This is a genomic window from Chryseobacterium sp. MMO-72, from assembly GCF_037146035.1.
In the GTDB taxonomy this organism is placed as follows: domain Bacteria; phylum Bacteroidota; class Bacteroidia; order Flavobacteriales; family Weeksellaceae; genus Chryseobacterium; species Chryseobacterium indicum.
This window is the reverse complement of record NZ_JBBCWG010000001.1, coordinates 1-14740: the sequence shown is the minus strand read 5'-3', so window position 1 is coordinate 14740 and position 14740 is coordinate 1. Positions and strand designations below refer to the sequence as shown.

Here is a 14740-nt window from a genome sequence, read left to right as displayed (position 1 = left end):
GATCAGGTGCATAATCTTTAAGGTTAATTAATAATTGTCGTCTACGACGGCTGGTTTTGCTAATTTTTCACTAACGTTATTTGCAAATATTTGAAATGAATACTTAGTCACGTTGATTGCTTCTTCTACATTTTCGATTCTTTTTCCGTTAACGATAACATAAGAATCTTTATATCCTGTAGAATCTGAAGCTTTAGAGGAATTATAGACATACTTCGGTTTTCTTTCTTTCTTCAGTCTTCCTCTTTTAGGTAAAATTTCATCCAGATAATCTTTGTCGGCAACCGGATTTTCCTGAAGTACAGAATCTTTTTTCGCTCCGGAAACAGTATCATTCGGCAGATTTACCGCGACCTGTTCCGTATGTTCACTATTTTCCTTAATGAAATTATCTTTTTGCTTCTTTATCTGATTTTCAACTATCTGAGCCTGATTTTCTACATCTGAATTTTGATTATATTTAAATATCAAACCAACACTCAAAAGCAAAACTACACTTGCAGCCATCCAGAACCATTTCGGGAACGATGGTTTTGTTTTCGTATCAATCGGGATAACCGGTGTTTCATTTTCTTGATCATCCTCTTCTTTTCCTTGTGCTTTTTTCAGAAAGTCATCAAAATCCCAGTTCATTTTTTCTTCCTTTAAATTCTGGAAGATTTCTTCGTATTTATCTTGAAATTTGTCGTTGCTCATAGCTCATCAATTGTGAAATTTGTTCTTTTACTTTTTGTCTTGCCCGCATAAGATTCACTCTTACTGCATTTTCCTCCATTTCCAGCATTTCGCCGATTTCCGAGACTTCATATTCTTCCACATCTTTCAAATGGATTACCATTTTCTGTTTCTCCGGAAGCTGATTAATGAAACCAATAATGTGTTCCTTTAAATTATTGACTTCCATACTGTAAAGTTCGGAACGGTGTAGCTGCATATCTGCAAATCCTAACTTTACATCGTGGTGCTTCAGTCTGTTAAGGCATTCATTCCGGACCGATTTCAGGGCATATGATTTTAAATTTCCAAACTGCTCCAGCTCATCTTTCTTCTGCCAGAATTTAATCATAAGATCCTGCACCACGTCTTCTGCTTCATCACTGCTCATGACAAACCTTTTCGCAAAGCGATACATCTCATCTTTGAGAATGAATACCGTACTTCTGAAAGTTTCTTGGGTCATAAGTTTTGTTTCTATAAGTAAGACAACCGGATTTTACATTTTATTACATTAGAAATAAAAAAACTTCAAAAAAATTTGAAGTTTCCTTTATTGATCGCATTAATACGCGTCAAAAATATGTTTAAAAATAGCCTTATCTTCATCTGTTAAAGGCACTTTTCTTCTTGCCATTGCCCGTTCTGCAACTTCGTAGGCTTTGTCTAATTTAAATTTCTCATCGCCTTTAAAACCGCCCCAAGAAAAACTTTCAACCAAATTCGGAGGAAAACCTTCTTTGAAAATATTAGAAGCAACCCCTACAACGGTTCCTGTATTTAGTTGCGTGTTGATGGCTGTTTTAGAATGATCTCCCATAATTAAACCGGCAAACTGCAATCCTGTATCTTCAAAAGATTTGGTTCTGTAGTTCCACAATTTTACAGGAGCATAATTATTTTTAAGATTAGAAGAATTAGTATCTGCTCCCAGATTACACCATTCTCCGATCACTGAATTTCCGACAAAACCATCATGACCTTTATTGGAATATCCAAAAATGATAATATTGCTGACTTCTCCGCCAACTTTACAATGAGGACCAATTGTTGTTGCTCCGTAAATCTTCGCGCCTAAATTAAACTTAGACTCTTCACAAAGCGCAATCGGACCCCGAAGATTACAGCCTTCCATCACCTCAGCATTTTTCCCGATATAGATTTTGCCTGTTTTTGTATTGATGGTCGAAAATTCAATTTGTGCTCCTTCTTCTATAAACAAATCTTCTTTGTTCCCTAAAAATCCATTGGTTGAAGAAAGTTCCTGAGAAACTCTGCCTTTCGTAAGCAATGCAAAATCGAAATCTATAGCTTCTTTATTATAGGTAAAAAGATCCGTTGGCTTTTTAAAGAAAATAAGTTCTTCTTTAATATCCGTCATTTTCTCGATCTGGTGCAGAGAAAAACCATCCATATTGATTTTTGCTGCGACCAATTCGTCTTCATAAACCAATGCTTCTCCCTGTTTCAGATCCTTGATCTGCTGAATCACATTTTCTGTCGGTAAAAAATTCGTTACTAGAAAAAGACTCTCTTTTTTTGCAGGTTCAGGAAATTTTCCCTGCAGATACATTTCCGTGAAGAAAGAAATTTCGGTGTTTTCTAAAATTTTCTGCCATCTTTCAGAGAAAGTAATGATTCCGCATCGCATTTCTGCAACGGGACGTGTAAAAGTAAGCGGAAGAAAATCTTCCCAATATTGTGCATCTGAAAATACTAATTGCATCGTTCAGTTTTTAGTTTAAAATGAATGTTTAACGTCTAAACAAAAATACAATAAAAAAGTCCTCCGGAAACCGAAAGACTTTTAAATATTATGATCACAAAAAATTACTTAGCGAATTTTTTGTATTTGTTCATGAACTTATCAACTCTACCTGCAGTGTCAACTAACTTCACTTTACCAGTGTAGAAAGGGTGAGAAGTTGAAGAGATTTCCATTTTAATCAATGGGTATTCTTGTCCTTCGTACTCGATAGTATCTTTTGTTTCTGCAGTAGACTTGCAAAGAAACACCTCGTCGTTACTCATATCTTTGAAAACAACAAGTCTATAATTTTCTGGGTGGATTCCGTTTTTCATAATACAATTTTTAAAAAATTAAAGTTTGCTTTCGAAATAGTAATGGATATTTCTCTGCTAATTTTAGGGTGCAAAAATACAATAATTTTTTAAAATTACAAATAGACAATCAATATTTTTTTCTTCATAAGAAATTCAAAGTATTTTCGTTAAATTTGAAATCTATTTAAACTTTAATTTCGATGAAATTCAAATTATTACTGGCTTTTTCTTTCTGGATGCTTGTTATGACTGTATCTTGTAATAAGGACGACATCAGTTTCGATGCTCCTTCGCAGGAACTAAGCTTTTCCAAAGACACGGTTTTCTGCGATACGGTTTATCATCAGGTTCGTTCAGAAACATATGCGGTAAAAGTATATAATAATGAAGACAAAGATATTCTGATCCCTAGAATTCACCTGCAAAAAGGGGCAACTTCTCTATATAAAATTAATGTGGACGGAAAACCGGGATATGATTTTAAGGATGTCCCGTTAAGAAAAAAAGACAGTCTGTATATTTTCGTTGAAATTGCACCGGAAGCGAGCGGTCCTGAAGCAATTGCCGAAGATAAAATATTATTCCAGAGTCCTGTAGGACAACAACAGGTTGTATTGTTCTCTGTGGTTCAGGATGCGGAATTTTTTATAAAAACCCCTACGAATCCAAATATTATTACTTCCGATGCAACATGGAATAACAATAAAGCTAAAATTATCTACGGAGATTTGACGATTGACCAGAATGTTATTCTGAATATTCAGCAGGGAACAAAAGTCTATTTTCACAAAAACAGCGGAATGAAAGTGCTTTCGGGAGCCACACTGAATATTAACGGTACTTTAGCCAACAATGTTACGCTTCGCGGAGACAGAAATGATCCTGCCTACGATACAATTCCTAAAAACTGGAACTCCATTAAAATGGAAGCAGGTTCCACCCTCAATATGAACTATACAAGACTTTTCGGAGGAACAAAAGGTCTTGATATGAAGCAGACCAATGCCAATATCAGCAATTCTTTTATCCACACCTTTCAGGAATATGGAATTTATGCCGTTGCTTCTACCATTACTGCAAAAAATCTTGTGATGAATAATTGCGGAGAATCTGCGGTAGGAATCTTCAAAGGAGGAACGCATAACTTTACCCACTGTACGATTGCCAATTATTCAGATCTTCTGCATTCTTACAACCGAAACGGAATTTTAGCCGCTAATGAATGGACGAATGCATCCGGAGTGAAAGAATACGGAGCACTGATCTTTAATTTAAGAAACAGCATTGTGTATTCCGACCGTGACAATTCTGTTAATTTTGAACAGACTCCGCCGAATTTATTTAATTTTACCATTCAGAACTGTCTCATTAAATATTCCGGAACTTCGGAAGCCGGTTTTGATTTTAATACAAGTCCGGGAGTTATTCAGTCTCTTAAAAATTTGGATCCGCTGTTTGTTAATTATTTCGCAGCCAAAATGAACCTGAGGGTAAAACAGAATTCTCCGGCAATCGGAAAAGGAAGTACAGCTGTTGCGGCAACTGTTCCGACAGATATAGCCAATGTTTCAAGAACTTCAAATCCTACAGTGGGAGCTTATCAATACTTTTAAAAAATGGATTTTGATATTGTAAAAATCGGGGCTTTTGCCGTTTTGATTATTGTGTATGTCACGGTAAGAAAGCTTCTGAAAAGATTTGCAGATTTTACTGCGAACATCGGAGATTCTGCCTATCATGAAGAAGAAATAAAAACACTGGAAGCGAAAATAGTTATATTAGAAGAAAAGATCAATAACAAACCATAAATGGAAATTACACATCTGCAGCAGCAAGTTGACGAATGGATTAAGACCATTGGCGTTCGTTATTTCAATGAACTGACCAATATGGCAATGTTGACGGAAGAAGTAGGCGAAGTGGCGAGAATCATCGCCAGAAGATATGGAGAACAAAGCGAGAAGGAAAGCGACAAAAGCAAAGATTTGGGCGAGGAACTGGCAGATGTATTGTTTGTAACGTTATGTCTGGCCAATCAGACCGGAGTTAATCTGCAGGAAGCTTTTGACAGAAAAATGAAGATCAAGACGGATCGCGACAAGGACCGCCATCAGAATAATGAAAAATTAAAATAGCCGGATGCCGGAAGTTGGAAGCCGGAAGTTTTTAAACTAAACTTTTCACCTCCACCTTCCAGCTTCGGGCTTCCAACTTAGAAGAACAATGAAGAAGCTAGAAAAATCAAAATTACAGGAAAACAAAACCATACAGATCAGCGGTTCGAAAAGTATTTCGAATCGTTTGTTGATTTTAGAAAGTCTGTTTAAAAATATAGAAATCGGGAATTTATCGAATTCTCAGGACACACAACTTCTGAAAAAAGCCCTATCTGAAGATTCGGAAATTGTGGATATTCATCACGCGGGAACAGCGATGCGTTTTCTTACGTCCTATTATTCTATTCAGGAAGGAAAGACAACAATTCTTACGGGTTCCAAGAGAATGAAAGAAAGACCGATCAAAAATCTGGTTACTGCTCTTCAAAATCTGGGTGTCGAAATTGAGTATCTGGAAAATGAGGGATTTCCGCCTCTTAAAATTCACGGAAAAAAAATTACGGAGACCAAAGTGGATGTTCCGGCGGATATTTCCAGCCAGTTCATCACCTCTCTCCTTCTAATTGCCGGAAAACTGGAAAACGGACTGGAAATAAATCTGGTTGGCAAAGTGACTTCACGGTCTTATATTGAAATGACGCTCAACATTTTAACCCGATTCGGAATTAAAAGCAGCTTCATCGGAAATACCATAAAAGTTGAATCGTTCATCAATCATAATTCATCGATCATGAATTATGAAGTGGAAAGCGACTGGAGTTCGGCATCTTACTTCTATTCTTTCGCCGCGTTGGGAAGAAAAACCATTCATTTAAAAAGTTTTTATCAGGAATCTACACAGGGAGATTCGGCGATTGTAAAGATTTATGAAGAATTTTTCGGAATTAAAACGACTTTCACGGAACAGGAGCATAAACTCACGCTTGAGCCGATTGAAGGATTTGAGTTTCCCGAAAAGATCGTTCTGGATATGAATAATTGTCCGGACATCGCCCAAACACTTTGTGTAACTGCAGCAGCTTTGAAAATTCCTTTTGAAATTTCAGGATTGGAAACTTTGCGTGTAAAAGAAACCGATCGTCTTTTAGCTTTACATAATGAACTGAAAAAGCTGGGTACGGAAACAGAATTTACAGATTTGACGATTAAATCCACTAGTTTCAACGAACCTCAGGAAAATATTTCCATTGCAACGTATCAGGATCACAGAATGGCAATGAGCTTTGCACCGTTTTGCATGATCAAAGAATTGAATATTGAAGAAGAAGATGTGGTGGAGAAATCGTATCCGATGTTTTGGGAGGATTTGGAAAATTTATTAATTAAAGAATAATATTTACACATAATATCAATTTATAGTTGTCATTTTGACGAAGGAGAAATCTAAAAACAGATTCTTCATTCCACTGAGTTTCATTCAGAATGACAACAGAGTTTAAATTTACATACAATCAGATGTCACAACATAAAACCATCATCATCACCGGAACTTCCTCAGGAATTGGTTTCGTGTTAGCAGAATATTTCGGAAAAAAAGGTCATAAAGTTTATGGCTTAAGCAGAAAACACACCGAAAGTCAGTATTTTAAATCAATTCCCACCGATGTTACAGATAATGAAGCCGTACAAAATGCGATTGCTGAAATCTTGAAAACAGAAAACAGAATTGACGTTCTCATCAACAATGCCGGAATGGGAATGGTAGGAGCTGTGGAAGATTCTTCCAAAGAAGATATTCTGAAACTGTTTAATCTGAATCTTGTCGGAGCTGTACAAATGATGAGCGCTGTAATGCCGAAAATGCGTGAAAACAAATTCGGGCAGATCATCAATGTTTCCAGCATCGGAAGTGAAATGGGACTGCCTTTCCGCGGATTTTATTCGGCTTCAAAATCGGCTTTGGATAAAGTAACGGAAGCGATGAGATACGAAGTTTATCCTTGGAATGTGAATGTTTGCTCGCTTCATTTAGGAGATATTAAAACCAATATCGCAGAAAACAGAGTGAGAACAAAGGTTTCAGAACCTTACAAAAATGTTTTCGATAAAGTGTATGCTTTAATGAATTCTCACGTGGGCGACGGAACAGAACCTCTGGAAGTTGCAGAATACGTAGATCAGCTTTTAAGCAAAAATAAATGGAAAGCGCATTATTATTTTGGTAAATTCGGACAGAAAATCGGGGTTCCGTTAAAATGGATTCTTCCGCAGGGAACTTATGAAAATCTTATGAAGAAATACAATAAACTGGCTTAGTTTCAGTTATTTTAAAAAAAATTAATCTAATGAATATTTAAAAAGTTGTTTGATTATCCGTCATTGATCATAATGCTTAATTTTAACGTAAAGATCGCTAAGATTCTTTTTATATACCAACTGTTTTAAGTTTGCAAAGGTGCTTCGACAAGCTCAGCATAAACTATTCACTCAGCAAACAACTCAAAGGTTTTTCAATGATGACAAATTACGGACAATCATTAAAAGTTAAGATCATTCCTAAGAAAACTTATTCTGTTATCCTAAATGTATAAAACTTAAGTTTAGCTTACTATTCTTAACTTCTTAAATAAAATCTTAATGGTTTAAAAATGTAACATTGAAATTAATTCTAAAAATATTTTTTGTACTGTTTTGCGTTTTTGTACAGGCGCAGAAGAAGCATTATTTCCTGATCGATTCTGAAACCAAGGTGAAGAAAAAGGTAAAAGATTCCGCTTCGGCAGTAAAATTTCTGGATTCTCTGGCTCAGACCAATTACTTTTTTACTCAGCTTAAAGAAGTCAGGAAAAAAGGTGACAGCACAGAAATATTTTACGATAAAGGGAAAAATTTTAATCAGACTTACGTTAATATTTCAGATTCTATTTCAGATAAAACGAAGCTTCAGAAAGAGTTTTTTACCAAAAATTTAGATTCAACCAAAAAAAGCATCAATAAAAAATATATTGATGAAGGCTTCGCATTCAGCAGAATAAAATCCAAGTATAAAGGACAAAAAAATGGTTATCCTGTTGTTGAAATCGATATTAATAAAAACAATAAAAGAACCATCGATAATTTTGTGGTAAAAGGCTACACCAGTGTTCCCAAAAGATTCATTAAAAACCTTGAGAAAGAATTTAAAGGGAAAACCTACGACGATAAAAACCTGATTGCCATTAATAAATCATTTCAGAGTCATCAGTTTGTTGCTCTGGAGCGTCCTCCGCAAACGTTATTCACTAAAGATTCCACGAGCATCTACCTTTTCATGGAAAAGAAAAAGACCAACAGTTTTGACGGGGTCATTGGTTTCGGAAACGATAAAACAGACAAATTTACGCTGAACGGAACCCTGAATGTAAATTTCAGAAATATTTTCAATAGCTTCGAACTTATCAATCTTTACTGGCAGAGAAATCCGGATAAAGGACAGACTTTTGATTTACAGACTGATATCCCCTATCTTTTCAAATCCAACGTGGGTCTGAATATGAAGGTGAATATTTTCCGTCAGGATTCTACATTTGCCAACGTAAAAGCTCTTCCTGCATTTTATTACCATCTGAACTCCCGAAATAAACTTGGACTGAGAGGAACTTTCGAAAGCTCCAGCATCATCGATACGTTGTATGTTCAGGGTAAAGATTACAGCAAAAAGGGAATCGGGATCTGGTTTGAAATGGTAGAGCCTACCGATATTGATCTTTTCCTTTATAAAACAAAAATTAACGCCGGATACGATTATTTAACGACCACTTATACCAAAGAAAATATACAATCTCCACAGAATCAGTTTTACTTCTTTGGAGAGCATAATTATCATATTAACGGAAATCATTTCCTAAACCTCAAAGCAGAAGGAGCCATGATGGATTCTAAAATTGACTTTTCTGCCAACGAATTGTACCGCTTCGGAGGCTGGAATTCCATGCGGGGTTTCAATGAAAATTCTCTTGCCGCAGATTTCTTTTATTACGGCAGTTTAGAGTACCGTTATCTCATCGGAAGTCAGGCATTTTTTGATGTTTTCGGACAGTACGGACAGCTCAATAATAAATCTCTGAATGTAAAGCCTAAACTCTACAGTGTGGGGCTGGGTTTTAATTTCTTTATTCCTATCGGGTTGATGAGTTTTCAGCTTTCCAATGGTAACGAGTTCGGAAATCCTTTTAAATTCAATGATATTAAAATCCATTGGGGAATCCTGAGCAGATTTTAATTTCAATTTTTTTCACCATTTCTTTCCCAATCTTTCTGCAATAAAAACAGTTAAAGTTTTATATAAAATTTTATAAGAATTTCCTTTTGTATAAGGCAAAAATTATAAAATTTCACTACCCTTGTCATTAATTTGAATAAACAATTAAAATTATAAGTTATTGATAAATAAATGATAACAGTAAAAATTTATTGTTAAAAATATTGCATATTAATTTAAAACTTATTAACTTCATTGCACTAAATATTTCACCATGAAAAGATTTAAATTCACTTTAGCTTTGTCTTTAGCTGCCATTGCTGTATCCGGTAATTTAAGCGCACAGGACACCAACACAGACAATCACACTTTAACGATTTCCGTTCCGGAAGTAGCATTGGTAGACATTGAACCTGCTGCCAGTAAAAACATTACTTTAGGATTTACAGCTCCAGCTGAAGCCGGAAACCCAATCGTAGCAAACGCAGCCAATACCACCCTATGGCTTAATTATTCTTCCATAAAATCTGTAGCAGATCCTACCCGTAATGTTTCTGTGAAATTAAATGCCGTAATTCCCGGCGTCGATATTAATGTAACCGCAGCAGCTGCAACAGGATCCGGAGCAGGAACTTTAGGAACTCCTTCTGCACAGCTTACATTAAGTACTGCAGACCAAACCATCATTTCAGGAATCGGAAGTGCATATACCGGTAACGGAGCCAATAACGGGCATAATCTTACTTACGCTTTAGCTCCCGGAAGTACTCCGGGTGGTGTTGCCGCCTATGCAGATTTAACGGCAGCCGCCAATACTGTTGCCACCGTTACATATACGATTTCGGACAACTAACTATTACATTTCCCATATATACAGGCTGGAAGAAGTTGCGCCAATTTCTTCTCTGTTTTGTATAGTCGTTTTTCAAACTTAAAACTTTACATAGATTATGATAAAGAGTATCCTTCTGTTTTCTGTTTTCCTGATTCAGTTTACTTTCCTGAAAGCGGGTATTGTAGTACTGAACGGACTTTCCCATACCTATAAAGTTGAAAACGGAAAAATCTATAAAGGCAAAATAGCTATTGAAAACACAAGCAACCTGCCGCAAAGTGTAAAATTATTTCTTCAGGATTTCAGTTATCAGTCGGATGGGTCTATTCAATATTCTGCTCCTCATACAAATCTAAAAACCAATGCAGACTGGATTAAGATGAACACCAATATGATTGTTCTGAAAGCAAAGGAAAAGACAGAGATTTATTATGAAATTACGGTTCCGGATAAAATTACTGAACCCGGAAGTTATTGGAGCGTTATTATTGTGGAACCTATAGAAGAAATAACCCCAAACGATAATAAACAGGGAGTAAATATAACTTCTGTTATCCGGTATGCCATTCAGGTGATTACTGATCTGAATACGGAAAAGGCAAGACCTGATCTTAAATTCGAAGGGGTAAAAATTGAAAAAGAAAATGGCAGACAGCTTCTGAAAGTTGCCATTGCCAATAAAGGAAATCTTTACTGCAAACCTATCGTGGTAATTGAAATGTATGATAAAAAGAGCAGACAAAAGGCAGGGACTTTCTCCAGTCAGGCAATGGGTCTGCTGCCCCAAACATCAAAATCTTTTTACATTGATCTGGAAAAAACTCCTCCGGCTCAGTATAAAGCCGTTCTCATCGCTACAGATGAAGATGAAAATTCTTTTGCTCTCAATGTAGAACTCGACGTAAAAAATGATTAAAATACGTGCATTATATATTTTTACGCTATTTCCGGCATTCCTTTTTTCTCAGACAAAAAATTTTATTGAAAAAAAGGACAGTCTGCTGCCGGGAACCATTACTTCTATTCCTTTTACTGTAGAAAATAAATTTTCTGTTCGTACATCATATAATCTTACCGTCGAAACATCCGATCCGAATATTATTCCTATCCTTACGAAAGGAGAAATTGAAATTTCACCAGCAGAGAAAACTATCTATCTTGTTCCTGTAAAAATAGCATCTGAAACTCCTCACGGAAAATACGCAATCACTTTGTACGGCTCCGAAAAAAGCACCGGCGAAAAATTTTCAAAGCATTTTGAATTTATAATTTCAGAAAGCCGAAAACTTTCACTCACTTCATTAAATGCTCCGGAATTTGTGAAGGCGGGAGAAACTATTACTTCTACTTTTCTTTTAAAAAACAATGGAAACTTTACAGAAAGCCTGATTCTTGAGAGCAAAAATGCAATAATTGATCAAAATACAGCACTGATTTTATCAGCCGGTGAACAAAAAATAATTACAGTTTTAAAAAAAACAAACCCGGAATTAGGTAAAAACGAAATGCAGAACATTATGCTCTCTGTTTATTCTGCAGATAACCCTAAAGAAAATCAGTCTGCTTATACAAGCGTAAAGATTATTTCCGTAAAACCATCAGAAGAAGATATATTCCACAGACTTCCTGCAGCATTTTCTCTGGCATTTACAGGAATGCAGAACCGAGGCGAATTTCAAAACGGATTTCAGGGTGAAATTTACGGTAAAGGCAGTCTGGATAAAGAAAACAGAAATATTATTGAATTTCATGTGGTGACAAAAAATCCTGTGGCATTTAATTCTTTCACGAAGTATGAGGAATATTTTGTGAATTACAAAAGAGAAAATTTCTTTATTCATCTCGGAGATAAAAATTATTTCTCTTCATTTTTAACGGAATATGCAAGGTACGGTCGTGGCGCAGAAGTTCGTTATGATACAGAAAAATTAAGTTTCGGAGGCTTTTACAATCATCCCAGATTTTTCCGGGATATTCAGGATGAATTTAATGTATACTCAAAAATTAAAATTGCTAAAGAGTCGGAAATTACAGCCGGCTATTTATACAAAATTCCCCGTAAAGATAATTCTTTATTAAGCTTCTCCGGCTTCAGATTTCATTCGGATGCGCAGCTGCCTTATTTAGCGGAAAATTCAAATTAAATAAAAGCATTGAAATCTCCGGTGAAACGTCTTACAGCAAAACCGGAAAAACTGAAGGAAGTGCATTTATGCTGCAAACAGTCGCCAATTTTAATAAAATCAGCGGAAATCTTATGTATATGCATTCCTCTCCAGAATATGCAGGGTACTTTAACAATACAAATACATTTAACGGAAATATTCAATTTCAGATTTTTAATAAAGTGAATATACTTGCCAATTATGTTCAGGATGCAAAAAACTTTCAGCGCGACACGCTGCTTCTCGCCGCGCCATACCGAAAATATCTACAATATGGAATTCAGTACAGATACGCCAAAAAAGGTTCTATAACGATCTTCAATGGATTTCAGAGATACGAAGACCGTCTGATTCCAAAGGAATTTGATTATAAGGAACAGTTTTTCAGGATCAGCATGGAACAGCAGCTGGGAATTTTTCAACTTAATTTTGAAAGTCAGTTTGGCAAAACCAACAACTATCTTCTGAACTTTTCCGGCAATTCAAGTTTTTACACCGCCAATGTAGGCTTTGAAAAATTCAGAACCTCCTTTAATATTTATGGAAGTTATGCCGTTACTTCAAGATATCAGATGCAAAATCAGAAGCAGATGTATTACGGAGTTAGAATTCTGAGCCGTTTCTCACAAAAAACAAACTTCAGTTTATCTTATCAGAACAATTATATGCCCGAAGAATATTTTGCAGACAGAAATCTTTTTGAATTAATATTTCATCAGCAGATCTTTCCGGGACATGAATTTGATCTTTCCGGAAGATATACTTTACAGCGAGGAGAACTGGGCAATAAAGATTTTATCTTCTCTCTTCGTTATACCGCAAGACTGGATATTCCTACTCAAAAAACAGCAGATTACGCTGCGCTTTACGGAACAATTAACAATTTGGGAGTAAAAAAAGTAGACGGAATTAGAATTTTACTTGGGCATTATTTATCGGTAACTGATAAAAGCGGAAATTTTGTATTTAAAAATGTAATTCCGGGAAACTATGTTTTAGAGATCGACCGTTCCACAGGCGATATCAATGACATTCCGGATATTGATCTTCCCGCCTCAGTAACAATATCCAACAGTGAAAATATCTTTAATTTTGGCTTAACAAGTGCTTCAAAGATTCAGGGAAAAATCGAATATTCTGAAAGTCCAAAACCAGATTTTGTTCATCTGTCTAATAAGAAAAGAGAAAGCATTATGCTTGAAATATCAAACGGAAATCAGATTTACCGCAAAATAATTGATGTCGGAGAAAATTTTGATTTCACCTATTTGCGGCCGGGAGAATGGAAAGTAAAAGTTTACAGAAACGGACTGGACAAAAAGTATAAAATTCCGGTAGATCATTTTGATTTTGTCCTGAAACCTTCAGAAATAAAAACATTAATCATCAATGTTATAAAACAGCAATCGGAAATAAAATTTCAGCAGGAGCCAATTAAAGTAACTTATAACGAATTAAGAAAAAAGAAATGAAGCATTCAGGATCTATATTTTTAATTTTTCTTACATTATCCTGCAAGATATTTTCTCAAACATCTGGAAGCCGAAGTGTTGCCATTAGTCTGCCTGTAGTAACACTTATGGATATTGAACCTTCCGGAGCAATTAGTTTAAACTACACCGCACCTTCCGAAGCCGGAAATGCTGTAACAGCACCTGCAAGTAATTCTTCAAAATGGATCAATTATACATCTGCAATTGCTTCTTCTGGATTAGCACGCAGAATTACGGCATCTGTTAACCAAACTATTCCCGGTATCGACATTAAAATTATGGCAGCCGTTGCAACAGGATCAGGCGGAGGAACGCTGGGAGTACCTTCTCCTCAGATTACACTTACAACATCAGCTCAAACCATAATAAGCGGAATCGGCGGTGCATTTACAGGAAACGGAGCAAATAACGGGCATCAGCTGACCATAGCACTTGGAATTAACAACTATTCTAACTTAAATGCCAGATCAAATACACCGGTCATCATTACTTATACGATAACAGAATAAAGAAAAAATGATGTATTTACAGAAATTTATTACTAAAAATATTTTTATTGTCATTCTGATTGTATTTTCTCAGTTACAATCACAACGTACATTAACTGTAGGCGGAACAAATTGGACGGTTACAATTCCATCTATAACTGAAGCAGGAAATAATTATGCCGGAACTTACGAAAGTTCTACAAGCCAAATTATTTTGGCTGCAAGCGTTCCCTTATTATTAACCAATGGTAAAGTAAGCATGCATTATACTGCCAATCCTGTATGGAATTCTAATCTTATTTTAAGCGCAAAACGAACCGGAGACGGAACTACAACCTGCGTTGCATGCTCAATTTCCGGAGGTACAACCTATACCATCATTCCACCAACGGCGGATATAGAACTATTTAGAATTACAGCTGTACTGTCGTTAGCCTCCTATTCCAATATTCCAGTACAATTACAACTTTCCGGAGTATCCGTTACCCTTCCTGCTACAAGCTACAACAGCCTGATTGTCTTTACAATAAGTGACTTATAATTTCAATAAAATAATTTTATCTTCATGAACTTTTCCCGCTATCCACTGTATCTTTTGGGTTACGGGCTCCGCTTCACTCCGCCCGCAACCCAAAAGGATGCCGTTTCTATCGCGGCTAAGTAATGAGTAATAAGTAATGAGCA

General features: G+C 35.9%; 16 protein-coding genes. 12 read left to right on the top strand and 4 right to left on the bottom strand.

The genetic code is table 11. The annotated features are described in order from the left end of the window. Positions 1–27 precede the first annotated feature (27 nt). From WFH39_RS00080 to WFH39_RS00065, 4 genes are all read right to left on the bottom strand, one after another. A complete protein-coding gene (locus tag WFH39_RS00080; protein ID WP_336688329.1) occupies positions 28–696 on the bottom strand; it encodes a hypothetical protein in 669 nt (222 codons plus the stop codon). Then, a complete protein-coding gene (locus WFH39_RS00075; RefSeq protein WP_336688328.1) occupies positions 671–1180 on the bottom strand; it encodes an RNA polymerase sigma factor in 510 nt (169 codons plus the stop codon). The genes WFH39_RS00080 and WFH39_RS00075 overlap by 26 nt, the downstream gene beginning before the upstream one ends. A 99-nt stretch (positions 1181–1279) precedes the next feature. Further along, complete coding sequence (locus WFH39_RS00070) at positions 1280–2440, bottom strand: GlmU family protein (RefSeq protein ID WP_336688327.1); 1161 nt, start codon at positions 2438–2440, stop codon at positions 1280–1282. A gap of 104 nt (positions 2441–2544) precedes the next feature. Then, complete coding sequence (locus tag WFH39_RS00065) at positions 2545–2796, bottom strand: type B 50S ribosomal protein L31 (protein ID WP_002976190.1); 252 nt, start codon at positions 2794–2796, stop codon at positions 2545–2547. Positions 2797–2978: 182 nt separating this feature from the next. Here WFH39_RS00065 and WFH39_RS00060 point away from each other — a divergent pair, with 182 nt between their 5' ends. From WFH39_RS00060 to WFH39_RS00005, 12 genes are all read left to right on the top strand, one after another. Then, complete coding sequence (locus tag WFH39_RS00060; RefSeq protein WP_336688326.1) at positions 2979–4391, top strand: hypothetical protein; 1413 nt, start codon at positions 2979–2981, stop codon at positions 4389–4391. A gap of 3 nt (positions 4392–4394) precedes the next feature. Next, entirely contained in the window at positions 4395–4586 is a 192-nt protein-coding gene (locus tag WFH39_RS00055) for a hypothetical protein (protein ID WP_336688325.1), read from the top strand. After that, on the top strand, positions 4587–4913 hold the full coding sequence (locus WFH39_RS00050) for a nucleotide pyrophosphohydrolase (protein WP_076396420.1): 327 nt from the start codon (positions 4587–4589) through the stop codon (positions 4911–4913). 88 nt (positions 4914–5001) lie between these two features. Continuing rightward, the gene (locus WFH39_RS00045) at positions 5002–6228 is read left to right on the top strand and encodes a 3-phosphoshikimate 1-carboxyvinyltransferase (protein ID WP_336688324.1); all 1227 of its coding nucleotides are present in this window, start codon (positions 5002–5004) and stop codon (positions 6226–6228) included. Positions 6229–6350: 122 nt separating this feature from the next. Then, entirely contained in the window at positions 6351–7151 is an 801-nt protein-coding gene (locus tag WFH39_RS00040; protein WP_336688323.1) for an SDR family oxidoreductase, read from the top strand. Between the two features lie 340 nt (positions 7152–7491). Then, entirely contained in the window at positions 7492–9096 is a 1605-nt protein-coding gene (locus WFH39_RS00035) for a hypothetical protein (RefSeq protein ID WP_214587474.1), read from the top strand. 253 nt (positions 9097–9349) lie between these two features. After that, a complete protein-coding gene (locus tag WFH39_RS00030) occupies positions 9350–9928 on the top strand; it encodes a hypothetical protein (protein WP_336688322.1) in 579 nt (192 codons plus the stop codon). A 97-nt stretch (positions 9929–10025) separates the two neighbouring features. Continuing rightward, positions 10026–10826, top strand: coding sequence for a WxL protein host-binding domain-containing protein (locus tag WFH39_RS00025; RefSeq protein ID WP_336688321.1), 801 nt, complete (start codon positions 10026–10028; stop codon positions 10824–10826). Continuing rightward, the gene (locus WFH39_RS00020; RefSeq protein WP_336688320.1) at positions 10819–12054 is read left to right on the top strand and encodes a COG1470 family protein; all 1236 of its coding nucleotides are present in this window, start codon (positions 10819–10821) and stop codon (positions 12052–12054) included. The genes WFH39_RS00025 and WFH39_RS00020 overlap by 8 nt, the downstream gene beginning before the upstream one ends. Positions 12055–12122: 68 nt before the next feature. After that, positions 12123–13547: a hypothetical protein gene (locus tag WFH39_RS00015; protein ID WP_336688319.1), complete on the top strand. Its 1425-nt coding sequence runs from the start codon at positions 12123–12125 to the stop codon at positions 13545–13547. Continuing rightward, positions 13544–14077: a hypothetical protein gene (locus tag WFH39_RS00010; RefSeq protein WP_336688318.1), complete on the top strand. Its 534-nt coding sequence runs from the start codon at positions 13544–13546 to the stop codon at positions 14075–14077. Before WFH39_RS00015 ends, WFH39_RS00010 begins: the two co-directional genes overlap by 4 nt. A 7-nt stretch (positions 14078–14084) precedes the next feature. Continuing rightward, positions 14085–14597, top strand: coding sequence for a hypothetical protein (locus tag WFH39_RS00005; protein ID WP_336688317.1), 513 nt, complete (start codon positions 14085–14087; stop codon positions 14595–14597). Positions 14598–14740: the final 143 nt, after the last annotated feature.